Origin of the sequence: Rhodococcus rhodochrous, from assembly GCF_900187265.1 — a bacterium.
GTDB lineage: Bacteria > Actinomycetota > Actinomycetes > Mycobacteriales > Mycobacteriaceae > Rhodococcus > Rhodococcus rhodochrous.
Map to the genome: position 1 here is coordinate 1,619,547 of NZ_LT906450.1, position 24,951 is coordinate 1,644,497.

Annotated in this window: 13 protein-coding genes; 6 read left to right on the plus strand and 7 right to left on the minus strand. The window is 61.6% G+C overall.

Annotated features, from left to right (window positions below):
- Window positions 1-79 precede the first annotated feature (79 nt).
- Together CKW34_RS07470 and CKW34_RS07475 are read right to left on the minus strand one after the other, a co-directional pair.
- Window positions 80-520, minus strand: coding sequence for a hypothetical protein (locus CKW34_RS07470; RefSeq protein WP_059384675.1), 441 nt, complete (start codon window positions 518-520; stop codon window positions 80-82).
- Window positions 501-1,559 (minus strand): hypothetical protein, encoded by a 1,059-nt coding sequence (locus CKW34_RS07475; protein ID WP_269458596.1) that lies wholly within the window; start codon window positions 1,557-1,559, stop codon window positions 501-503. Before CKW34_RS07475 ends, CKW34_RS07470 begins: the two co-directional genes overlap by 20 nt.
- A 518-nt stretch (window positions 1,560-2,077) precedes the next feature.
- Between CKW34_RS07475 and CKW34_RS07480 the strand changes: the two genes are divergently transcribed.
- The 4 genes from CKW34_RS07480 to CKW34_RS24895 are packed head-to-tail and all read left to right on the plus strand — an operon-like array spanning window position 2,078 to window position 11,543.
- Window positions 2,078-4,141, plus strand: coding sequence for a hypothetical protein (locus CKW34_RS07480; RefSeq protein ID WP_059384673.1), 2,064 nt, complete (start codon window positions 2,078-2,080; stop codon window positions 4,139-4,141).
- A 29-nt stretch (window positions 4,142-4,170) separates the two neighbouring features.
- Window positions 4,171-5,118: a hypothetical protein gene (locus CKW34_RS24265; protein ID WP_155418982.1), complete on the plus strand. Its 948-nt coding sequence runs from the start codon at window positions 4,171-4,173 to the stop codon at window positions 5,116-5,118.
- Window positions 5,115-10,538, plus strand: coding sequence for a DEAD/DEAH box helicase (locus tag CKW34_RS07485; protein ID WP_064059933.1), 5,424 nt, complete (start codon window positions 5,115-5,117; stop codon window positions 10,536-10,538). Before CKW34_RS24265 ends, CKW34_RS07485 begins: the two co-directional genes overlap by 4 nt.
- An 18-nt stretch (window positions 10,539-10,556) precedes the next feature.
- A complete protein-coding gene (locus tag CKW34_RS24895) occupies window positions 10,557-11,543 on the plus strand; it encodes a PD-(D/E)XK nuclease family protein (RefSeq protein WP_080968441.1) in 987 nt (328 codons plus the stop codon).
- On the opposite strand, the gene CKW34_RS07495 is transcribed toward CKW34_RS24895, so the two are convergent.
- Complete coding sequence (locus CKW34_RS07495; protein WP_059384671.1) at window positions 11,510-12,769, minus strand: DNA cytosine methyltransferase; 1,260 nt, start codon at window positions 12,767-12,769, stop codon at window positions 11,510-11,512. The two genes, CKW34_RS24895 and CKW34_RS07495, sit on opposite strands and share 34 nt — an antisense overlap.
- Window positions 12,770-12,915: 146 nt before the next feature.
- Between CKW34_RS07495 and CKW34_RS07500 the strand changes: the two genes are divergently transcribed.
- On the plus strand, window positions 12,916-13,290 hold the full coding sequence (locus CKW34_RS07500; RefSeq protein ID WP_059384670.1) for a very short patch repair endonuclease: 375 nt from the start codon (window positions 12,916-12,918) through the stop codon (window positions 13,288-13,290).
- Window positions 13,291-13,384: 94 nt separating this feature from the next.
- Here CKW34_RS07500 and CKW34_RS07505 read toward each other — a convergent pair whose 3' ends face one another.
- From CKW34_RS07505 to CKW34_RS07515, 3 genes are all read right to left on the minus strand, one after another.
- Window positions 13,385-16,780, minus strand: a complete 3,396-nt coding sequence (locus CKW34_RS07505; RefSeq protein ID WP_059384669.1) for a Swt1 family HEPN domain-containing protein — start codon at window positions 16,778-16,780, stop codon at window positions 13,385-13,387.
- 13 nt (window positions 16,781-16,793) lie between these two features.
- On the minus strand, window positions 16,794-19,583 hold the full coding sequence (locus CKW34_RS07510; RefSeq protein WP_059384668.1) for a DUF1156 domain-containing protein: 2,790 nt from the start codon (window positions 19,581-19,583) through the stop codon (window positions 16,794-16,796).
- Between the two features lie 119 nt (window positions 19,584-19,702).
- Window positions 19,703-23,176 carry a helicase-related protein gene (locus CKW34_RS07515; RefSeq protein ID WP_059384680.1) on the minus strand — a complete coding sequence of 1,158 codons (3,474 nt, stop codon included), beginning with the start codon at window positions 23,174-23,176 and terminating at the stop codon, window positions 19,703-19,705.
- A 181-nt stretch (window positions 23,177-23,357) separates the two neighbouring features.
- Between CKW34_RS07515 and CKW34_RS24270 the strand changes: the two genes are divergently transcribed.
- Entirely contained in the window at window positions 23,358-24,512 is a 1,155-nt protein-coding gene (locus CKW34_RS24270) for a hypothetical protein (protein ID WP_155418980.1), read from the plus strand.
- 67 nt (window positions 24,513-24,579) lie between these two features.
- Here the strand turns inward: CKW34_RS24270 and CKW34_RS07525 are convergent, their stop codons facing one another.
- Window positions 24,580-24,780 (minus strand): IS3 family transposase, encoded by a 201-nt coding sequence (locus CKW34_RS07525; RefSeq protein WP_080968442.1) that lies wholly within the window; start codon window positions 24,778-24,780, stop codon window positions 24,580-24,582.
- Window positions 24,781-24,951: the final 171 nt, after the last annotated feature.

Sequence of the window (24,951 nt, forward strand, 5' to 3'; positions counted from 1 at the left end):
TCCTCAAATTCTCTGTAGGGCGACTCGTCGACGTTCGCGGCAGCGCGTGCAGTGAGCCGTCGGATATCGAGCTATCGGTTCACAAGTCCCACACCTGATCGGGATCGTCGAGCGCCGCGCGAATCTGCCCGAGATCACCGAGGTCGGCCAGGGGGGAGGTCTTGGCGATGTCGACGATCCCTCGCAGGACTTCGCTGATCACCTGTGAGTTCTCTTGCTCCAGTGCCTGATCCAGTCGGGAGAACAAGGCATCGAAGGTTGTGCGGCGTTCGGCGAAGGACTGCTCGAAGTAGTCCCTGACGATGGACTCGGCCGACTTGATGCGCTGAACTTCTGCGGTTGCGTAGGTGTGCAGACGGGTGCGTTTCGTTTGTTCGACAGCGTGGATCTCGATGCATTCCTGCGCGGCGGTGACCAGCTGCGAGAGCGCTGCGAAACCGTCGACCGCAGCAATTTTGCGTTTCACCGAGCCCAATACCTCGCCCTCGTGCACTTTCCGATCAGCCTTGTTCGGCGCCACGGCCGTCTCCTTCGGTCATCGGGCGGTACCGCACGGTCAGATTCGCACTGTTCTCGGTCAGCTCGCAGTCTTCGTCGAGAATGGGGGTCGCGGCGACGTCCCGGACGGCTACGGAAAGCGCCATCGCCTTCTGGAAGCGTGACGCATGAGCGCGTGCTTCGAAGGGCTCGGACTCGAGCACGTCCAGGGCTGCGATGGCCTTGACGGTCAGTGTGCCGAGCACGGAGCGCAATTCGTCGATGCGGTGGTCGACGGCGGTCAGGAGAGTGTCGGTGGTGCCCAATTCGGCATTCGCAATGTCGATCTTGGCTTGGAACTCGGCTGCTTCGGTGAGTGCCTTTTGGCCTTGCCCCTTGATGACGAATCCGCTGATCAAAAGAGCGGGACCGATCGTCACCACATTCAGCGCTGCCGCGCCGAGTGCCACACCGCCACCCCCGGCCGACAGTGCGCCTCCGCCGAGCCATGCCATTGCGGCGCTCTGTGCGGCTGCTCCCGAGAGACCGGATATGGCGGCGCCTGTGCTTGCAACACCGAAGCTCGTGGCAGCCGCCGATACTGCGGATGCGGTGCCGACACCGGTCGCAACCGATGCCATGGCTCCACCGAGCCAGCCTCCCAGATTCAGATCGAGGCCGTTCGGTCCGTCGACCTGCGTGATGCCGGCCTGGAGACCGTCGGCCAGCAGCCGCTCGTTCTCACGTACCTGCTTCTCGTGTCGACGCAAGAACTCCGCCATGCGGATGACAACGTCGGTCAACGCCTGTTGCTGCTGACCGCCCAGCGTCTCGAGTTGGGCGTTGGTCTTCCCGACGCGCTCCACGATCGCGTCGCGGCGCTTGGTGTACTGCTCGTGGGCCCTGCGCAGTTGGTCCGCGGCCTTCTTGCGGTCGGTGATGCCTTTGCCGCTGAGCGCGACGCCGCCGCCGCCGGTCACGGCGCCGATGGCGATCAGCGCGGCCGGAATCAGAGGTAGGACCATGAGCTCTCCTTTGTGTGGTCGGCACAGTGTGCCACTCGACCCGGACAAATCAACCACCGTCCCGACTGAATGGCACGGACGGTCGGGTGGGGAGGAGCAGGCGGATCGTCGAGCTCTCGGCGTCCGCAGGGGCCAAATCCTTTGCATCGGCGGGACCAACGGCGCACGATATTACGTTGGGGTAACGATCCCATTAGCGCCCGTAACGGGCTATGAGCGTCCCCCGATTGAAGGATCAATATCTCCGATGCCTGCCGGGATGTGCCTGCCCAGGGATCGGTCCGAAGCTAGCCTCGAGAGGAGCCCGTGCAGTCACCGTCCGACCCGTTCGATTTCAGCAAGTACTCGAGTGCGCGAGACGGGATAGACACACCAGGGACGACCCCGAGTGACCATTCGGCGCTATGTGAAGAAGCGAACCGCCCCCTCCCGGCGATTGACGATGAAGGTCATTTCGTCGCATACTGTCTGGCTCTCTCCCGAGGGCCACGCGTAGTTGGGCAGGCCGCAACGCGTTGCTGAGAAGTCGTGTGGTCCCATTGGGGGTATCTGCACCGGAAGGCGGAAGGTGAGAATTGGCGAAGTCGTCAGCGGGGGAGTGTAAATCGGCCGATCGTGCCGATTCGTGGTCGTATCTGGAATGGCAACGCCGAATCTTCGAGAACATCCTCGGGCCGCAGGCTGGGGGACGTTCTGTTTCGCTCTTCATCGACGGTGCCGAGCTGGAACGCATCTGTCGCTGCGACGCTGACGTGGCCAAGAAGTCGCTTGTGACTGCAGTAGCCTCGCAGTTTTCCTGGAGAGGCGGAGGGCGCTTGTTCGAGCCCATCGAGCGTCAAATCGCAAAGTGGAGGTCGGATGACCAGGCCGAGCCTCCTCCGGTGCTGCCGCTTCTGGCGGTGTCCGTGCTCGCGGCTACCGAATTCGATTCAACGCAGAAGTTCAATCCGAATGCCTATTATCCGCGGCTTGCGGACCTGTTCTCGCGGTACGGATACGAGGTATCACCCAAAGAGCTATTGTCGGCGTTCGATGATATGGACTCATTCTGGGAATTGTTGGCCAACTGGGTAAAGAATGATTCCAGATTCGAGTCGTTTCCTCTGGTGGCGATGAGCCGTCTCAGGCGAATCGGGTATTCCCTTACACAGGCTGTTGTTCGGGCTACCGATCGAGCGAGACTCACGGCGTTCTTCGATGCCATTGCCCTCGATCCTGAGAACGTCCCAGATGAAGGTGAGTTGCTCCGGGCACTTCGGATCTGGGCTGCGCGTGAACGTGGATTGTCGTCCAGGTTTGTCGAGATTCTCCGAGGAAACGACGCCCGTCAGCTGTTGATGCCTACCTTGATGAACCTTGCCTCTCGGTGGGACAAGCGAGTGGTTGAGGCAACTGGAAGGAATCTTCTCTCGGTCCTTCTTGCACTTGATCTCGACGACGCGCACGCAGAATGGGTGGTGCCTGTTCGCAAAGAAGTCCAACATGAGACGCTGACGAATGATGCATTCGGCTCGATCGAGATCTCCCAGCCGGACTACGGCTCGCTGTATGAGCTTTCTACGGCACTACCGGCCGTATCTGCCACCATCGATAGGAAGTTCTCCTTTTCGGGCGAGTTCAGCATCGCAGTGCACCGCCCAAAGCCGGTATACGTCCTGACGTTCGACGAACTGGCCGGCAAGTGGGTCGAATGCGGCGGCATCGAGCCGTTCGACGAACACGTAATCGCCGTAGCCTCGAGCGTGGCTCAGCAGGTGCGTAAAGTGATCAGGCAGGCTGCCGACACGGGCTGGCGGGTCGTGAGGCAACCCCAGACACACTTGATTCTTCGGGGATACGCCATCTATGAATCCGTTGTTTTCTCGGACAAGGATGCGTTCGCATCCGCGCTGGAGGGTGCCCCTCATATCGGGGCCAATCTTCGCCCGGATAGACCTCCCGTGCCCCATTTGGTGAACGGGCTACGCCTCCCCGTGGAAAAGATCGGGGGCCGTCATCATTACCTAGAGGGTGGTGAGCCCGATCTGGTCCTTCCGAAGGGCGAGGCACCCGAGCAGGTTCGCGTTTCGTTGGATGGCATCTCTCAAATATTGTGGACAAGCGACTTTCCCGTGCCGCTGCGGGCAAGTCCTCCATTGGTGTCCGGGACTCATGTACTCGAAGTCGGCAACCGCAAGCTGGAGTTCCAGGTCCACGAGGGCCTACCGAAGCTGTCTTTCGGTCGAACTCGTGAAGATGAGGAAGAAGCGGAGTCTTGGGTCCACACTCTGGACGAGTCGCTTGAGGCCGACATCTGGACCTTGCCTCGAGGGAAGACGGAATGCTGGGTGATCGACTATGGCGGTCAGCTACGTTCCATTGAAAAGCCGGAAGTTCCTGAATGGATCGCCGAGGCAGGACTTCTAGAGCCCTCCCGATTCACGCCGGTTCTCTACCCGAACGACGTGTGGTTGGTCCGCACAGCGGGAACGCTTGTCGTCGACGTGCAAAAGGTGGGCGTCAGCAGTCCTGTGCCCACCGTTCGTGATGAATTCTCCGACGAATTTCTTCAGCGGCTCGCGGACTCCAACCACGCATTGTCGAATCCTGAGCTGCAGATCTATCTGTCTGTATGGCGAGCCGGAGGGAGTATCGAATGATCGGTTCAGGTGATCTTCTCCTGCGATGGATGAGCGAAGTCGGATCGGGTGCGGTCCAGAATCTTCGTACTCACATCGCGTGGGTGAACCGTACGAACTCTCAGGCCGATCACGCACAGGACGTCTCGGAGAATGATCTTCGGATGCGCTCCGGTCGATGGTTGCGTGACCAGATCACTGTCGGGCACATCGACGTGGAATGGGACAGAGGGAAGGCACGGTGGCGGACTGCGCCCCCCGTGCTCACCACTATCCCTGGTGGATTCGGATACGCACTGTTGACCGGGGGCCGTCCTGCACGACTGGACGATGCCCTGACAGAAAACGAGGCGATCGTCCACAGAATCTGTCGCCCGTTCACGGACAACGACTTCGATCCGCCGACAGCCGTCTACATCTCGTACCAGTCGGGCGCCGATCTTGCCGACATTGCGAGTGGACTTGGAGTCGGGTTCGTGCCCGATGCTGCGCAGCGACTGGCCGAGTCGTTGGAGCGCATTGCCCCGGGCCCGCCGTGTGCTCCGCCAGTGATGGACGGAAGCCCGGTAGAGAAGTGGAACCCAGGGAAACTGCGGTTCGATCGTGTCGACTTGTCATCGGTGAGGACGCCTGGAATGTATCGTCAGAAAGTTCTTGGTCGGCAACGGCATATGCTCCGTCTCAATGACGCTTGGTTCTTGACGAGTCGTGTCGAAGGTGCCTATCTCGCGGCACATCCCCTCGCGAATCATATTCGGTGGCGCCGAGATCCTGCGTCGCAAGAAGATATCGGCACGGTTTTCATCGACGCGGGTATGTCTCTCCCCGATCCTCAAAGGAGGGTACTGGGACTGTGCACCGGTCTCGGTCCCAAGGTCGGCAAACAGTCCAGAAATACCCGCTACGACAATGTTCCGAGATCTGTGGCCGATGTTGTGGCGGCGTCCCTGAGGCAGAAGCTTTCTACTCTGAGTTCTGATGAAGAGGAAATGGTATGAGCTCTGAAGTGCATTCACTCGACGCTATCGGGTCCTTCGAGGCCCTGCGCGAAGCGTTTTTTCGCTATTACGACTCGCCGTTCGGCCTTGCAGAGGGACAGCTCGAAAATGAACGCCGGGCTCTCCTCGACAAGCCCGGTGGCATCTATCAGAGGCCGTTGATCGAAGCTCGTCCCCAGTATCGGTCGACAGGGCGTTCGCTTGAAGAATCGGTGAGTGTTGCGGGGCTGAAAGCCGAGGCAGCAGCGTTTCTTCGTGCCGGCGGCATGCCAGAACAGCTTTACATGCACCAGGAGCAAGCGCTGCGTGCTGGTACGACTCCGGGCCGGAATGTCGTAATTACCGCAGGAACCGGATCGGGTAAGACTGAGTCGTTCTTGCTGCCCGTGATTGCGGGACTGATCGACGAATCTCGTACCTGGGAGGGATCGGGAGCCGACGCTATCCGGCGGTGGTGGACCCATCCGGAGCAAGGGTTCCAAGCGCAACGGAACGGCGAGCAAGGTCGCCGCGCTGCGGTTCGCGCGATGATCATGTACCCCATGAATGCGCTGGTCGACGATCAGCTCGTTCGGTTACGCCGTGCGCTGGATAGTGCTGACGCTCGGGACTGGCTCGACCGGAATCGGAATGGTCACCGCTTCTACTTCGGCCGGTACACCGGTGCGACACCCGTCAGTGGCAGCTCTGAGAACGGCTTGGCCAGGAGTGAACTGGCGAAGTTCTTCTCGGAGACAGAGAAAGTGTCCGCTGCTGCAGCGAAGCTGCCAGACCCGGATCACCGGTACTTCGTTCCACGGATCGGCGGTGCCGAGATGCTGTCGCGGTGGGATATGGCAGAGTTCCCGCCCGACATCATGATCACCAACTACTCGATGTTGAACGTGATGCTGCTGCGTCCGTCGGACGCGGGGTTCTTCGAAGCGACCAGGAAGTGGCTGTTCGAGGACGAGTCGAATCGCTTCACCCTCGTAGTGGACGAGCTGCACTCCTATCGTGGTACGGCAGGAACCGAGGTGGCGCTCCTGCTTCGGAATCTGAAGCACCGACTCGGAATCTCCGATCGTCCCGACAAGATCCGAGTCCTCGCAGCGTCCGCATCACTCGACCCGGAACGAGACAAGGCATATCTGGGCGAGTTCTTCGGCCTCGATGCAGATTCCTTCGAGTTCCTCCCGGGTGAGTTGGTTGTACCCGAAAGCGATTCGCTCGACGTCTGGCGTGACCCCAAGGTTGCACTGGCCAATGCCTTCCGCGTGCGCTCCGGCGGAAAAATGGCCGATGCACCGGAGGCCAAGTCCGAAGACGAACTCGGTGAGCTTCTGTATCGGGATCAGTCGATCGGAGAGCGTCGTCGATCCGTGCGAGAACTCCTGAACAAGGCATCTTCGGAAGACGGTTGGCCTCGTTTGCGCAGCCACTACTTCTTCCGGAATGTCCCCGGTATGTGGGCGTGCACGGATCCCAACTGCAGCAAGCTTTACGGGGAGAGCCTCTTCCCTGACCGGACGGTGGGGTGCCTCTATGCGGAGCCCCGCTCGCGGTGCGATTGCGGCGCGCGTGTCCTCGAACTCCTCTACTGCCAGAACTGCGGCGATGTTCTCTTGGGAGGCTTCACGGCCGAAGGTGCCCCTCAGAGAGCTCAAGTCAAAGCACTGCTGCTTGCCGACGTCCCCGATCTGGGACGAATTCCGGATCAGGTCAACAACGATCGGCTCGCGACGAACTACATGGTGTACTGGCCGCGCAAGGACAAGCCCGAGGCTGGGGACGGGGATCCTCAATGGGAAGTCGAGGGGGTCACATTCGGGTACTTCCCGGCACGACTTGACCCCGCCAATGGATTGCTTGCCGCTGGTAAACCCAGCACTGGCTGGGGGTTCCGGGTCAAGGCCGGCGGAGGGAAGAAATCCGGCCGGAAGAAGCCTGTAGAACTATCGCGATTGGCTGGACTTCCTACCCAATGTCCGAACTGCGGCGACGACTGGGAGGTGAAGCAAACCAGGAAGGGGGTTGTTCCTCTCTCCGATCCGACACGGTTGCGGTCGCCGATCCGCACCATGCGCACCGGTTTCGAGAAGATCAACCAGATTCTGGTGACGGAATTAGCTCAGCAGCTTCGAGATGCCGAGCGAAAGTTGATCGTGTTCACCGACAGCCGTCAGGACGCGGCGAAATTGTCCTCCGGTATTGCTCTGAGGCACTACCAGGACCTCGTGCGAATTCTCCTGTTGGAGTCGTTGGGCGGGAACGAAGAGGTCGGCGACGATCTTGTCTCGCTTGCAAGAGCATGGGTACAGGACGGAGTGAGAACCGACGAGGCCAAGGCAGCGCGGAAGACGCTACGAGACAGAGATCGTGACACGTTCGACAGACTGGTCGACATCTGGTCAGGTGATGAAGAGCCCCAGGAAGGGGAGTTGGAAGTCCTCGAGGGGCGTTTCAGCCGCCCTCCGACCCTTATTTCTCTCAGGACCAAGGTCCGGGATGAGCTCCTGAAAATCGGAGTCAATCCAGGTGGACCCGCCCCTTCGCTGAATGTCGTGTCCAAGGGGCGAAACAGTTCGGTTCGCTGGTCAGAGCTGTACTCCTGGCCGAAGTCTGGGGTACCTAAGCCGCGGGCTCTTTCGGACGACGCCGAACGTGAACTCGTGGCACGCATCGACGACGAGTTCCGCAAGCAGTTCCTCGAGGGAATCTATTCCGGGGCGGGCCGAGATTTCGAGTCGCTCGGGCTCGGGTGGATAGCGCTCGAGCTCGATAATGCGCTCGATGACGTGGAACCGGACAGCGACGCGGCGCTGGCACGATCGAGTCTGCGGGTGCTGGGAGATATGAGGAGGTTCTTCGGACTGCGGAACCCGAACGATCGCGCGCCCAAGAAGCTCCGGGAGCACTGGGAAGCGCTGGCCAAACATTTCGGGCTACCGGTCGAAGATGTCGAGGACCGTGTGCGTCGCTACTGGGGTCCTGCGGTCGTCGAATTCCTTATCGACGACAGCAAGGTGGCTGTGCGAAAGCCTAGAGGGGTGTGGTGGGTCTGCCAGATGTGCCGACGCCCGCACCTTCACAGGGGCACCACGCTATGCACGCGATGCGGACGCCGTCTGCCGGAGAACCCGGAAGCCATTACGCTGACCGACGACTACTACGCGTGGAAGGCATCCGAGGCGATCGGGCGATTCCGGATGAATGCGGCCGAACTGACCGGTCAGACCGACCGGATCGATGCACAGTCCAGGCAGGCGCGATTCCAGGGGGTCTTCCTGGACGAGTCGCAGAACGACCGTCCTGACGGAGTGGACCTGCTGTCCGTTACGACCACGATGGAAGCTGGTGTCGACATCGGCTCGCTCGAGGCGGTGGTCCTCGGCAACATGCCTCCCAGCCGCTTCAACTATCAGCAGCGAGTCGGTCGTGCTGGGCGCCGCAGCTCGAGGGTCGCGATTGCGATGACCGTTTGCCGGGGCCGTAGTCATGACGAGTACTATTTCGATCGGCCGACGCGGATTACCAACGATCCGACACCTCCGCCCTATCTCGCGCTCGACCAAGAGTCGATCTTCAAACGCGTGCTTGCGTCGGAAACGCTTCGGATGGCGTTCGCTGCATGCGGCGACGCCCTCACTTCGGAAATCGGCGACTACAGTGGCACAGGCACGAATACTCACGGTCAGTTCGGTCGGGCTGACGAATGGCGTCTTGCAAAGCCTGCAATCAACGCATGGTTAGAGCGCAATGGCGATGAAATCGATAGGACGGCAAAAGCGCTGGCCGTAAACACTGGACTCGAGGCGAAGGTCGATGAAATCGTCGACGAGCTCGAGAAGCGTCTGATCGGCCGAGTCGACAAAGCTGTAGAGCGAACCAGTGGAGCTGAAGATCTCAGCCAGCGGCTGGCTGAGAATGGGATTCTACCGATGTTCGGCTTCCCCACTAAAGTCCGGAATCTGTACCTGAAGAAGCCGACGAGCACCTATCCGTGGCCACCTAAGAATCTGATCGACCGTGACGCTGCGATGGCTGTTTCGCAGTTCGCGCCAGGAGCTGAGCTGGTTCGAGACGGTACCGTTTTCCCAGCCGCCGGAGTAGCCGCCTACAAGCGAGTAGGCAAGACGGTGGTTCCCGAGGCAGAGCCCTTTGGTGTAGAGCGGATGATCGATATCTGCCGCCGGTGCTCTTACTTGCATGAGAACGAGTCGAAAGCGTCTGACCCCACAGCTTCATGCCCGCGTTGTGGGGCGGAGCCGGGGACATTCGAGAGCATCATGATGGCTGAGCCGATTGGCTATCTGACCGGTAAGACACGCGATTTCGACGGAATGTTCGCGTGGAGTTCAAGGTCGTCTTCCGCCAAGGCACATGCCGATTTGGAGGATCTTAAGAAGACGACGTGTGAAGGTGTCCTTGCTTACTCGGGGCCTGGCGAACGGTACGTCATCAACGATCGTGGAGGTGAGCTTTTCAGATTCCAGCCTGTGAAACCCGGGCAGTACTGGCAGGGCGGATACGTCAGCCTCGAGGCAGTGTCAGCGGGCCTTGTACGTGACGATATTTCGGCGGGCTCAGTGAAGGAACTTGCGCTGGGCTCGGTGCAGCCTACGGACTTGCTGTTTATCGGCAGCTCAGCGCCGGTCCGCAAGGACGAAGGACTGCGTCTCAACCTCGACGGAAGCAAGCTTCAGCCGTCGGGAGTCCCGGACCGATCCGAGGGACGTCGAGCTGCATGGTATTCGCTGGCGTTCCTGCTGCGCACAGCAGCAGCGACATTTCTTGACGTTCAACCTCCCGAGCTGACGGCCGGCTTGTACTCGGGGGAAGTCGAAGGGGAGGCAGCTCTCTTCGCGTTCGTGGCCGACACGCTCGAGAACGGTGCGGGGTTCAGTACGCGACTCGGGCAGCCTGACGTCTTCCCGGATTTCCTGGCTGCTGTGCGGGCGTATCTCAAGGAATTGGGGCAGGACTGGCATGCGGGCGAGTGTTCGTCGTCGTGTTACCGCTGCCTCAGGGACTACGGGAATATGGCGTTCCATGCGTTCCTCGACTGGAGGCTTGCGCGTGACCTCCTCGCGGTACTGGAGAACCGCACGCTCGTACCCGATGTCGAGCACGAACGGCAGATGGTTGCTAAGTGGTGTGATGCTTACAACGCGACACCCCTCACCGACCTCCGCGCGAACATCGCCGCCGCGATCTGGGAGGGAAGTCATGTCGGGAAGATCGGATTGATCGCTCGTCATCCCCTGGAAGCAGCGGAGAGTGGGGACGATGGTGTAGTAGCCACTCGCCTGTCGGACGGAATTGCAGAGCTGGAGTCTCGTTTGGGCGACGGAGCTCCGGTCATCGTTGTCGACAGCTTCGTCCTGGACAGAGACCCCGCAGCCGTAGTTGCGCTCTCTGACATGCTCGCTGCGGAGTAGTTGTTGACCGGTTGGTGGATGACGCCCACGAGTGCCTCGGCCCTTATTTCGTGTCCGGCACGAGAGCCCTCGTGGGCGCCACCGACCGACGCTCCGACTCGCCCGGGTACGGACATAGGCTCGTTGGCGCACCAGGCCATCGAGCAGTGGCTTGTGTCGGGCGACTGGCAATGCAGGGGAGCACAAGATGCGTTGACGAAGCGATTTATCGCCCTCGCAAGGCCTGATCAAGCAAACACCGCACGAGCACGTCTCGTGGTAAGTCGGTTGCGGGCACGAGCTGACGAGCTCGGTTCGTTCCTGGAAACATGGGAGAACCCTCGAGTCCGTATCGAGCAAGTATTCATGGATCGTCAGCGTGGATTGTGGGGTCGGGCAGATATCCTCATCACTTCTCAGGACCGAATCGGCCTGATCGAGGTCAAGACGGGTGAGCACGAATCAGCTGGTACAACGCTCAATGAGCACGAAATCAGACAGGTCCTGTTCTATGCACACCTGATGGCCCGCGACGCAGGACGGGTTCCCGACGTAGCCAGGTTGTTCAGTCTCAAGCGAGGTTTGATCGAGGTGCCTGTTACCGAAGAAAAGGTAGCTCGTGTAATAGAGGAGGCGGTGCGAGCCAGGGACAGGTGGGTGGCCGGGAACCGGGAGGAACGTCCTGCGCCGGAGGTGTGCAAGTTCTGTCCTCGACGGCTGCACTGCTCCCCGAGTTGGGATGCTCTGCCTTCGTGGCCGAATCGCGACGGGGTCGAGGGCGTTGTTCATCGTCTCGATGAGGCAGCGAGTGGCCGCGTATCACTTGTCGTCCGGGGGGACTCCGCAACGGTGGTCATCTCCGGACTCGTCCGAAAGCAGATAGGCAGGGCACAAGTTGGAGACCGGGTACGTGTACTCGGTCTCCAACGGTCACCCGGTCGGCGGGGGTACGAGTCCTTTGCGGCTCGTAGTGACGCTCAACTACTTGTCGTTCAACGTCGCCTAGAAGTCGAAAAGTGGGCGTGACGCGGATGTTCTCCTTGACCGACGAAAGCCCGGAAGTTGCCGAGCCGGTATGCGACTCCGTGCTCCGTTTCAACTTCCTCGATCTCGAAGTCCTTCGACAGTCGATCGAGATGGGCTGATACCCCGGTTGGTGAGAGTTCTAGGCCCGACTTATGTGCCAATTCGGACAAGAGGACGAAATCGCCGCGATCCCGCAGGATCCGGTAGACAGGATCGTGCCGTGTCTCGAGGATGCGGGATGCAGGCTTGGTCTCACGAAGGATAGCCGCCCGAATGGCGCGCCCGAGTGCTTCGGCGACCGGGGGCGGGAAGGCATTGCCGATCTGCCGATAGGTCGATGTCTTCTTTCCGACGAACTTCCACTTGTAGTTCTTGTCGTCCCACCCTTGGATTCTTGCAACCATCTCGTTCGTGAGGCGTGGACCGATTTCGAACTTGTCGCCGGGACCGGGTGCCTCATCGGCAACTCCGTGTGCATCGACGCTCAGTTTCGCCCATGCGCGTTTGGCGCCTGTGGGGCCCAGGTCCGCACCACCGTGTTTGGTGGAGCCGCCGACAATCGTCGGCGCAATGTCCTCGGCCTTATTCGCCCATGCGTCCGCGCCCTCCCACTCCCTCTTGCTCATCAGGTCGTAAAGTACTCTTCCGACCGTAGGCGGCTTCTCACCACTCGGCTCGGGCCAATGAAAGTGTTGAAAGTACTCGGGCAGCATTGCGATCAGCACGAACCGAGGTCGTACCTGAGGAACACCGAAGCCGGATGCATGGATCAGTCTCCATTCGGCTTGGTAACCGAACTCGTGGAAGCGGTCGAGCACGAACTGCCGATACCCGGCGAATCTAGGTGTGCTCAGCCCACGTACGTTTTCGAGAAGAACTGCGCGAGGAGCAATGATCGGAGTCTGCTCGACCGCCCAGGCGAACAAGTCTCGTTCGTCTGCCGAGCCGAGCCGTTTACCCGCAATACTGAAGGGCGGACAAGGTACGCCGCCGGCGAAGAGATCTATCTGTTCGCCACGAGCATCGGGTGAATAGTCTGCCGGCTTCCAGATAGCCGGGTCCGCCGCGTCTCCGGCCTCCGCGAGGTTCCAGTGAGGCCGGTTCTTCTTCAACGTCGCGAGGGCATCCTTGTTCATCTCCACAGCAAGGACATGCTCGAATCCAGCCCGCTCAAGACCGAGTGCCTGGCCGCCTGCGCCGGCACAGATCTCGATTACGCCCGCCACGAGCTACTCCTTCTACGATCGGATGAATACTGGAACACTTCCGGATGCCGCGAGGGAGGAACCGAACCGTGACACGCGGACCCGAGGACAGCGAAGGACAGGCGACCAAACATCCCATCCCCTTGAACGAGGGCCGTGCACGCAACATGCGCGCGAACCGGCGAGTGGACTCCAAACCGGAGATCCGGCTGCGTAAAGCGCTCCACAGCCAGGGACTCCGCTTCCGGAAAGACTACCGGATGGATATCAACGGGCTTCGCGTCCGTCCGGACATCGTGTTCACCCGGCGGAAGGTTGCGGTCTTCGTCGACGGCTGCTTCTGGCACGTGTGCCCGATTCACGGTCGGCAGCCCACTCGGAACGAGTGGTACTGGACGCCGAAGCTTCGCCGGAACATGGAGCGAGACAGGGCCGCGGACGAAGCCCTCACAGATGCAGGCTGGACAGTGGTGCGGATCTGGGAGCACGAGGACCAAGGTGCCGCGGTCGATGCCGTCATCAGGGCACTCGGCGCCGGCTGAGCACACCGATGCGAGGGCCAGAACACATGGCCGGGTTGAGTCTCGGGGCCGCCCCACCGATTGAGAGGACAATCGGTGGGGCGACCCCGAGTGGTTACTCTTCTTCGAAGCCTGCCTGCTCGAACTTCAGAACGGTTGCGTTCTCGCTGACTGTCCTAACCTTGCTGTCGTCGAACCCCTTGGGGGTACTCGCAGTGATCTCGACGCGAACCTCCAGATGTACTCCGTCGGCTGCCGCGAGGTGCTGGATCATCTCGTTGGTGATCTTGTTGAAGTCGCGAACGTAGAAGTCCGGATTCAGCGCGGTGGATCCGAAGAACCGCGTTTTCAGCGGCGCACCCCCGCCTGTCCCGTTGCCGGATCCGGTGCTACCCGAACTCGATTTGCCGGTCCCGGTCCCTGATCCAGCATCGCCGGTTCCGTTTCCATCTGATCCGACATCGCCGGTTCCACCGCCCAGATCCTCGACTTCACGTTCGCGTTGCGCTTCGGCGCGGTCGGGCTGAACGAGGAGAAGAGCATCGGTGACTTGCGGGGGAGTAACTCGATCCGACGGAAGAGTCAGGCCGACGTAATTTTCGCCGTCCCATTCCGTTGCGAGGGCAAAGCCGGTCTGCTGCCAGAGCATCTCGTCGAATACCGACAGCACCCCGTTCTCGAGCACGGTGCGATCGCGCATCCGACTCAAGTAAGGGTAAGTGGTGTAGTAGTCCCACAACTGTCCGAAGCTGATGTGACCATCGCGATCCCATGCAGTTTTCAGGCGCCCGGACAGGTCATGACGGATCAGGCTCGCGTTTCGCTGTAGTACGAGCAGCGATTCGTTGCGAAGTTTTCCTGCCGCCCTTGCAGCCAGATCTGTAGTGGTTCCGTCTGCCTTGAACGCCTCGATTTCGAGCGGCCGGGTCGGGTCGTACTGGGTGGGGATCAACACCCAATGGTAGGTCTGCAAGAGACGATCGGCGACTGCCTGGTTGTGGGTAGCCGCCCGGTCGATGGCTTGTTGTCGTTGCGCGGCCGTCAGATTGAGGTCCTTGTCGGCATTGTCGCGGATGAAGGACCACGCTAGGAAGTCACGCACCGCACTCTCAAGCTCGCTCCAGCGCGCCTCGTCGGCAGCGAGAAAAGAGACCATGTTTCGATGCGTACGCGCAGCAGTCCCACGGTGCTCGACGATATCCCTTGCCCAGACCGCAGCCGGGGATTCTGCCTTCGCCTTGCGCTCGTGCAGATATGCCGGTGGTACGACAACCAGCCGGGCTTCTTGCACGTCCGGAACATCCGCAGACGACTCAGGCGCGATATGCACGCCGGTGAACCCATCATCAGCAGTTCGCCGGTGATTCTGTAGACGTCGCACCACCTCGGCCCATACGTCCTCCCTGTGAAGGCGCTCGGCGTAGTCGCGGGCAGTGCGGGTGGTGTTTGCCTGAGTGTCGTACCAGTACAGCGACCCCGAGTTGTAGAAGTAGGTGGCGGTATTGGCCAGGTGGTTCAGCGCCGAATGGAAGTTGCCCGGAACATCGCCTGGAAGCGCGGTCCCCAGGAAGATCCGCTGCTTATCGATGCCCTTGTGTGCCGAGGTCAACGTGGGAGTAGCGCCCATGAAAACGGTGCGAGCCAGTCGCTGCGTGGTCAGACGTTGGCCGAGCAGCTGATTACCGTTGTCGACCTGAGCGGGTGCAGAATTCGGTCCGTCGACGTCGGTGTCGATGAGCGCTTTCCACTGATCGTCAAGGTATTGGGTGAGTTCGGTGACGACCTTATCGGCGCGCAGAGGAACCGAACCGGGCATGATGAGGGGTGCTGTGTCGTTGTCGCGCCAGAGCTGGCCGACGATGACGTTCATAAGGCGTAGGACACCACGAGTGCGTTGGAAGCGCTCGAGTGTGGACCAGTCCTGGTACAGCCGGTCGAACAGCTCGGGGTGGATGGGATAGCAGCGACGGATTCGTTCCTCGTAGTCGAGCTCCCGGACCTCCCGAGGAAAGTCGTTGCTGTTCTTGACATAGAACGCCACCAACGCCTTGGCCGTAGCGTTGATCTTTGCCAGGGCCGTGGCATCCGGCGTTTCGAACAATCGCCGCCGAACGATGTGGAAGCTCTCTTCAGCGTTGGCTGCGCGCCACTGGTCGGCGACGCGACCGACGGCCTTACGCAGCATCCGTAGTGCTTCGCGGCCGTTCTGGCCGCCTACTTCTTCCTCGTCCCCGACGTACTCGCCGTCCTTCATCTCCGCCGAAGCAGGTATGGAGATGAGAACCAGCGTGCCGGGCACGGCTTTGGCGGCTTCAGTCAGGGCTTGAGCGAAGGTGAACTGGGCATCGAAGGTCCCGTCGGGAAGATCGTCACGGCCGACGAGCTGGCGAGCGTAGGCAACCCACTCATCTATGAGAACAACAGCTGGCCCGAACCGGGTGAACAGTTCGCGGAGCGCTTCACCGCCAGGATTGAGGCGGTTGGCGTCGGATTCGGCGACCATTGCGTAGCCTTCGGCACCACCGAGGCGCCAGGCCAACAACCCTCCGATTGTGTTGATCCGGGTGCCATCGGGCATCACCTTCACTTCGCCGGCCTTGATGTCGGTACCGACGATCGCGACTCGCTTGGCCCTTGGAAGCTCAGTGCCGGCGAACAGGTCCTGAACTTCCTGAGGATAGTCCGACAAGGGGCGCCCTGAGGCAAGATGCCAGACCGCGAGCATGGAGTGTGTCTTACCGCCGCCGAAGTTAGTCTGCAGGTTGATGATGGGCGCCGCGTTCGGGTCGCCTGCCAATCGCTGCATCGCGGGTACCAGCAGGTATTTCAAACCGTCGGTGAGATAGGTGCGAGCGAAAAATTCTACTGGATCGGTGTATTCGGGGTCGCCTTCCTCTCGGGACACCATGGCCAAGTCTGCGGCAAATTCAGCTGCGTGGAAGTTGCCGCTCTGCACATCTTCATGCGGTTTGAGAACGAGACGCCATGGTTCGAGACCATCGGCGCCGATCTCTGCAGCGGCGTTGGTCTTGACAACCTTGCGATCCTGCCTTTCGGAGCTCAGACGCATCAGTTCGACGCGTGAACGCCGGACTTCATCGGCTTCGTCGATTGCGCCGATCGCCTTGAGGAACCGTTCAGCGGTGTCGAGGGCCCGGTATGCGTCATCCGCTGAGAACGAGCCGTTATGAGCCCAGGTGTTGCGGACGTCCCGCAACTCGGTAGCCCAGGACTGTTCTGTGCGAGACAGGTGCTCACGGAACGGATACCAGCCCTTGCGGACCTGATTCGGAATCTGTTCGGTTATCATGCGCAGACCGTTCTGCGGGTCGGTTCGCACATAGGTCTTGGGGGCACCAGATCCCTTAGCCTTGTCGCGCACCGCTATCAGCGCGGTCCAGTCCTCGCCAGCCGGTAGTTCCTTACCTACGACGTAGTTGTGGAACTCATCCAGCGCAGGACCGAGAAGCTCGAAGATCCGACCGATCCGGTCGCGGTTGCTCACAGCCATGACAAGGTTCCTTCTAGGTGTCCAGCATCAGCTGGGTTGAGGCATTGTGGGACTCAGCGACGATGTCGTTCCATGCCGTGCCGAGAGAGTTGAATTCGATCGCAACCTGGGTACGCTTCGAGTCCTCAGCGATAGTAAACAGCAGGAACGCCAGCTCCTTGCATAAGTCTCGATCGATCGACTCCGGCACCCGGGACAACAACGCAGCCGCGGCCGGTACACCCTTCTCCGTCAACGCCCGGGATAGATGCATGACCACTTCCCAGGTGCTGATGTGCAGGTCGGTAGCGGGATCGTATTCTCTGTCTGCGTACGCCTCTCCCAACGCAGTAGGCGAAAGAAGCGCGACCTTACCGGCGCGGCTTATAAGGATGCCGGAACGTTCCAGATGCTCAAGAGAGGCGTTGCGAGCGCGGGCCATGTTGTCGGCATCACCGAACATGCCAGCGTCGAATCCGTGCTGACGGAACCAGGCGATCGCGAAACGGCTGTCCGGGTCGAAGTCGCCTTCCTGTTCGACAAGCACCTCGTCGAGAATTTCATTAATACGAGCCAATGCGGCCCGCACGGTCATCTTCGACCCGTCATCGGCCAGCACACCAGCAAAGCGAGAGAACACCGCCATCCCAGGCCCGATCGCTGCTTGCGGCAGATCCACCGGGGCGATCGCACCCTGCTGCAGCTCCCGCAGTGCATCGGGCAATTCGTCCTTAAGTGCGTTGATGAAACCTCGCCGATCGATTGTCGGCGCATCGTCAGGACGTGGACGTAGGGCTAGGACAATGGAAGAGGCGAGGGCATTGGTGCCCTGGGACATCATGCGGTTGCCAAGTTCGCTGCGCATCGGCCAGGTAGCGGTGATCGCCCAGCCGGAACGGATCATCCCCTCCAGCAGTGTTTCCCACCCGGTTGATGCCTCACCTGCGGTGTCGGTGTCCTGCTGCTTGAATGCGTAATACACAGTGATCGGGAAATCAGGCAATGCGGATTCACGGGCCCTCCGGAAGACTTCACGGAATCCTTCCTCAAAGAACCTCTGCGCGCCCTCTTTCCCGCCGTGCCGGTAGGAGTTCGCGACCAACTCTTCAGCCTTGGGCACCAGCATCGAGCCCATCAACTCCGGATGAATTGAGTGCATCGAACGGCGCAGCCACACGTAAAAGAAATCAGACAGATCAGAATATCCGATGTTGTCGTAGTAGGGCGGATCGGTGGAAATGAGAGCATTCCCTTGCAGTCCGGATGTCGCGTTCCGTTGCAACACACGCCCCGGTGTACTGGGAACGAGTCGATCAAGAGATTTTGAGATCCAAGTCCATTGGTCGCGCATATTGCCGGAGGACGAGGAAAGAGGGTTTCCCTCGCAGAAATCCCAAATCATCGGTATTGCCTGTCGAGCAAACAAATGTCCGACACCCTCATTTTTTGGGTCGCTTCGCCACGAACATAGAGAATTATGATAATCAACTGCTTTTGAGATGCCGAAGCCCAAGTAAGTCGCTACCGCGTCCGCGTATGCTTCCGCGCCTTCTCCGTCAGCCTCAAGGCGCGCTCCCTTTGGCATACCTGCCGCGAGCGCATCGACGCGAACACGCTCACGAGCCTCACCGACAAGGTCACTGAAGCTGGTCAGTGCCGTGAGTTGGCGCGCGGTGAACAGGTCGGCATAAGTGGTCATCCCGTAATTTGGAGTCTTGAAGTCACGCGGGTTGTTCGGGAGGTCTCCGTCGGGCACGTCTACTGGATGTGCGACTTGCGCTGCTGCCTCATGTTTCGGCGACGGCTCCAGATAGATGCGTGTCCGTTTCCCTTCGGCGACGGTGGCCATCAGCTGTGAGCCCATGCGACCGGACCGTCCTTCGGCACGGATGTACTTCAGATCAACCGCAGCACCACAACCGATACACACAGCACCGGTACGTCCAACTGTTCCGTCGATTTCCTTTGTCGGCGCCTTCTTCGGGTCATGGCCGATGCTGAACTCGACCTGGCCGCCCACAACCGATGGGACGACATAGGCTTCCTTGCCTCTCTTCTTGCCAAGCCACCAGGAGCGAACGAGGGGCATAGCGATACCGCAGGCGGGGTTGGGGCAGGTAACGGTACGGGCCCAGATCCACGCAATGACGGTGGCTTCTGATCCGTCTGGCAACTGCGCCTTCGGATACAGGTGCCCGATACGCTTTTCCGCTTCGCCGCGCATCCACTGTCCATACCGGCGGACATCCTCGGCCAGTCCAGTAGCACGCGGCCAGGTAGTGATCTGCGCGTCCGCCGCACCGGGGAACACGGGTGGGCGTCCGGCGAACTTTGGGGGTATCTCGATCAGGGCCTTGTTAATGAGCACTGCCACCGGGTTCAGATCCGATGCATGAGCTTCCAGACCAAGCCGCTGGGCTTCGAGGGGTATGGTGCCGCCGCCGGCGAACGGGTCGAGGATCGGCGGCGGGTTGCCATCAGTAGAGGCGAGGATCTCTTCGCGAGCACGGCGCAGTAGGTTCTCGTCGCCGGCGTTCTCCCACACCACCAGCTGTTCGATGATCTCGTGGAGTCGCTTGCGTTCTCTCGCGACAGCTTCATCAGTAGGAAACCGGTCCGGAAACGACGACGGGTCGTCGACGAGCTGGGCGAACAGGACCGCGCGGGCGGCGGCGAGGGGCCGGCGGGCCCACCACAGGTGCAGTGTGGAGGGGTGGCCGTGGCGGATGGACTTCTCGCGCGCCGATTCGGCGTTGATCTTCTCGAGCGGGAGCGCGACCTCGATGAGCTTGCGACGGGGAACAGTGGTGGTGTCGGTGGTCACGAGGCGGGGTCCTTCTCTACGTACATCGGTGCTTCTGGAGCGTGGTTACGGGAAACAGTAGTGGTCGGGCGTGCCAGGATCCGGCGGCGGTGCCCGATCAGGTCGGGACGGTGAGATTGTTAGGAGGGTGGTCTGCCTTTCGCCCAGGTTTTGGCCCAGTGCAGGCGTACCTCGGTGGCGGCAAGATCGCCGAGGTCGATGCGGCGGAACGGTTCGTGCACATACCGCAGCTGGTCGTGGTCGGGACCGCGATCGCTGACCGAGACCATGGCAAGGCGATGCCGGTCGGGAACGTTCTTGCCGTAGAGGACCTCGTTGAAGGTGACGGTGAAGTCCTCGGCCCCTTCGATGCGGCCCTTGACCTCGATGAACACGTAGTGCCCGTCCTGCGGGTCTAGGGAGCGGATGTCGTAGCCCTTGTTGTTGTGCGGCATCTCCTCCGGAATACGTCCCAGGGCGTGTTCGGCGGCGAGGACCTTGTCGACGGCGCGGCGCTCGATCCGGGCGGTGTCCTTCGCATGCTGAGCGGGGGCTCCGGGCAGCATCCCGGCAGGAATGACCAGCACCGCGCCGACGATCTGCGGGGGTTTGGCTGCCAGGCGGGACTGCAGGTCGAGTTCGGTGGTGCGTGCCGCGAGGCGGGCTTCGAGGTCGCGGGCGCGGGCCTCGAGCCGGTCGGGACTGTGCCGAGGTTTGGCGTGCCGGCCCTGGGTGCGGGTGGCCAGGACATCGCGCAGGCGAGCGGCTTCGCTGTCGAGATAGTTGATTTGCTGGGTGAGGCGTTTGTGCACCGCAGCGCGGGTTTTGTCGAGCAGCGGCAGGACGCGGTCTTTGACCTGGGCGAGATGTTCGGGTTGGGCGTGGGTGATGGCCCAGGTGGCGGCTAGCTGCTCGACCCCACCGGCGAGCCAGCTGTGGCCGAGGACGTCGTCGGCGATGGTGCGTGCCTCGGCGGGAAGGGGCTGTAGGTCCAGATAGGGCGCCGGCCCGCACAAGGTGGCGGTGCCGTCGGGGGTGAGGGTGATGAAGTCGAAGCGTTTGGAGACCACTGCGCCGGTGCCGTCGCTGATCTCGCCGGTCACGGCCACGATCAGCCGGGGGTGTTCGGCCGGGTCGTGCGGGTCGAACAGCACGGTGCCGGTCTCCAGCGCCTGTTGGTGGATTTCGATGGTGGCGTCGAGGACTGTGTCGAGCAGCGGATGGCCGGGGGCGAGGAGTTCGGCGCGTGGTGCGGTGGGCTCGCCCAGGTCGATACGGTCGGGATCGAAGGTGACCCGTTGATAGCGGGAGACGATCGGCACCGCTGCGCCCGGGCGTTGCCGGGCTCGCACAGTCGCGGGGACGTGGGTGATCTCGAACCGTCCTGTCTCCCGGCGAGGCAGGCGGCCTCCGAGGCGAGGGAAGGCGTCGTGGAAGAACGCGGCGATGTAGTGCGGTTGCAGTCGGCGGGCGCGGGCTTCGTCCATCTCGCGGCGGAGCCGGTCGAGTTCGTGGGGGGCCAGGGCTTCGTGGGCCAGGGCGCGTTCTTCGAGCAGGGTGTCCAGTCCGCGGGAGACTTCGGTGTCGACGACCTGGTCGAGGGCGGCCAGGCGGGCCGGGTCGTCGCCGTAGCGGATCGCGTCGAGCAACAGCGTGCGTAGCGGGCGGTCGGTGAAAGCGTCGCCGAGGACGTCGAACAGCCGTCCGCCGTAGGCGCGGCGCTGGGTTTCCATCTTCTCGAGCAGCCGGGTGAACACGTGGCCTTCGCGGGTGCCGTCGGCGACGAGATTCCACAGTCGGCAGGTGTGGCGTTGGCCGATGCGGTGGATCCGACCGAAGCGCTGCTCGAGCCGGTTGGGGTTCCACGGCAGGTCGTAGTTGATCATCAGATGGGCGGCCTGCAGGTTCAGCCCTTCCCCGGCGGCATCGGTGGCGATGAGCACCTGGGTATCGGGGTTGTGGGCGAACTGTTCGCGGATGGCACGGCGGTCCTCGCGGCGGGTGCCGCCGTGGATGGTGACCACCGCATCTTCGCGGCCGAGGATGTTGCGGATCTGGGCGGTCAGATAGTCCAGGGTGTCGCGGTGTTCTGTGAACACGATCAGCTTGCGCGGGTCACCCTGGGCGTCGCGGAGCAGATTCCGATCCAGCAGCAGCGAGCGTAGTTCGGCCCATTTGCGGTCTTCACCGGAGTCGCGGACCTGCTCGGCGAGAGCGACGAGCACCCCGAGTCGGGTGATTTCGATGTCGAGTTCGGCGACGGTCTGCGCCGCGGTGGCGGCGTCGACGACCTGTTCTTCCATTTCTTCGCGTTCGCCGGCGTCGTACTCGTCCGGGTCGTCGAAGTCGATCCCGGTCAGGGCGAGGTCGTCGGCCCGACTCGTCGGGGTGGGGGTGAGCAGGTCGCGGCGTTTGGTGCCGAGGCGTTCGCGGCGGCGTTGCAGCGATCGGACGATCGCATGTGGGGAGGACGCCAGGCGTCGTTGCAGCACGGTCAGGGCGAAGCCGACGGTGCGGGCGCGGGGGTTGTCGGCGCCGAGGCGGTCGGCGCGGTTCATCTCCTCGCGGACGTAGCGGGTGACCTCGTCGTAGAGCTGGCGTTCGCCGTCGGAGAGGGTGTACGGCACGGTCTCGGCGATGCGCTCGGGGAATAATGGGGTGCCGTCGAAGGTGAGGAGCTCTTCTTTGACCATGCGGCGCATCAGCCCGGAGGTGTCGGTGGTGTGCGCTCCGGAGCGGTATTCGCCTTCGAACCGGTCGGGATCGAGCAGTGCCATGAACGCCTGGAAGCTGGTTTCGTTGCCGTTGTGCGGGGTGGCGGTCATCAGCAGCAGGTGCCGGGTGATCTGCCCGAGGCGCTGGCCGAGCTGGTAGCGGCGGGTGACGTCGAGTTCGCCGCCGTACCAGGTCGCCGACATCCGATGTGCCTCGTCGACGACCACCAGATCCCACTCGCTGGTGTCGAGCAAGGCGAGCAGGTCGTCGTTGCGGGCGAGCTGGTCCATCCGGGCGATCAGCAGCGGATACCGCTCGAAGGGGTTCGCGTCCGGGCTCGAGGCAATCATCTCGCGGGAGAGCAATCGGGCGTCGATGCCGAACTTAGTGGCCAGCTCGTCCTGCCACTGCTCGACCAGCGAGCCGGGAGCGACGATCAACATCCTGGTCAGGTCCCCACACAGCATCAGTTCTTTCGCGTAGAGCCCGGCCATGATCGTCTTGCCGGCGCCGGGGTCGTCCGCGAGGACGAACCGTAGCGGGGTACGGGGCAGCAGTTCGCCGTAGACGGCACGGATCTGGTGCGGCAACGGATCGACCGCGCTGGACGAGACCGCCACCATCGGATCGTGCAGGCCGGCCATCCGGATGCGCAGGGCTTCGGCGGCGAGCCGGAACTCGGCAGGGTCGGCGTCGAACGACCAGCGGGTGCGGGATGTCTCGATTCGGAGCTGCTCCTCGTCCGTCCGGTACAACAACTGTTGTCCAAGCTCTCCCGAGGATTCCTTGAATGTCACTGTCACCGCATCGGGACCGTGCCGGTCGACGTCCACCAAGGTCACCGGGCCGGGACGCAACCCACGAACCAGCTGGCCACGGTCGAGATCCTCCAGACGAATCGATGCCCCGTCCACCGGAGATGTCGTCACGCGGCCTCCCTCCCACTTCAATCACGCATCAGTGACATCGTTCGCGGATCGAAGAATGTCACATCCCCCGGACATGGCTCCTCAGGCCGCCACGACGATCGCAGGGAGGAGCAACCAATACTGTCGTCGAGATCGTCTAGGGTCCCCTTCCGTGCAGCATGAAAGCCGAACCGTGCCGTTCGATGAACTCGATGACACCGACCTCCATGTAGGGGACATTTATCTCGGAGGTGGCAAGGGAAACGCGGGTGACGACCCCCTGGCGAAACTCCTTCATGTCGGGAACCAGGGTGGATTCCGCTACAGAGGTTCGCCTACTCAGCGAGCCGTTCGGCTGGCTGTGCTATACACCAGCGGTGCCGAGGAAGAATGGCCCGACAGATTGGATCCTGTTGCCGGAGTATTCACCTATTTCGGTGACAACCGAAAGCCTGGACGGGATCTTCTCGATACCACCCGCAAGGGGAATGTTCTGCTCAAAGACACCTTCGAGCTTGTATATGGAACAGGGGGTGATCGCGCAACTATTCCGCCGTTCTTCTTGTTCGAAAAGGCCGGGGTGGGACGTGCAGTGCGCTTTCTCGGACTTCTGGCCCCCGGAAGTCCTGACGGAGACCCGGCAGTCGATCTGGCGATTGTCCGACACCGGGCTCCTGGGGGAGAGTTCGAGAACTATCGTGCACGTTTCACAGTCCTGCAGACGAAGCATGTGAGCCGGGAATGGCTGCGTCAGCTCCTCGCTGGATCTGGAACGGTGAGTTCAGCAGCTCCTGCAGAGTGGTTGCAATGGATCGAACGTGGTCCCGGTTTCGTCGCCCAGTCGAGCGAAACCGATTCGGAAATTGCCGAGGAATTCGGAAGGCGTCCCAGCTCGCCGACCGTGACGGACATTTCTCCCGAAAGCAGGGTTTCCGAACAGTTCGAGCGTGACGTGCCCGATCCGGTAGTCGCAGAACGCCGTGAGTCGGTCTTGCAAGAGCGTTACCAGGATTTCCTGACGAAGAAGGGGCACGTGGTATGTCGGCAGAGGGTCGATGTGCCCGGCGCGACGCATCCTCTCTACACAGACATCTTCGACGCCACTACAAGGGAACTGGTCGAGGTGAAGTCGGAATGCGGACGTGCCACGGTCCGTCTGGCGCTGGGGCAGATCTTGGATTACGCCCGGTACGTCGACCCTAAGTCGATGGCTGTCCTGCTTCCGGACAAGCCTGCTGAGGACCTTCTCACGCTGCTGTCCACATACAACGTCGCAGCTGTGTGGGAGTCCACGGAGGGAGTGTTCGAGCGTCTCGATCCCCAATAGGGAATACAGCGGCATGTCCCGGCCGTCGGTGAAACACTGAATCGCCCCGAGTTCGGCGGAGACTCGGTTATCTGGTTCCGGCTTCAGCGAGGACCGGTGTCTCACCGTAGTCCACCGCCGTGTGATTCGCCCAGTAGGCGGCCTCATACTCGGCAGGCGGAACGTGGTCGATCTCGCCATGCAACCGGCGGTGATTGAACCAGTCGATGTACTCGGCGACCGCCCACTCGACCTTCCCAATGCTTCGCCGGCCACCGTGTGGCCGCATCACAGGGTTGCGGATGCACTTGGCCTTGAACAACGAGTTGAACGCTTCGCCATTGTGTTGTCATACGAATCCCTTGGACCCAACGGAAGACACCGCATCGCACTCATCGAGGCGTTCGGTGTAGCGCACCGTTCGATACTGGGCGTCGCGGTCGCTGGGGTACAGCCCTGC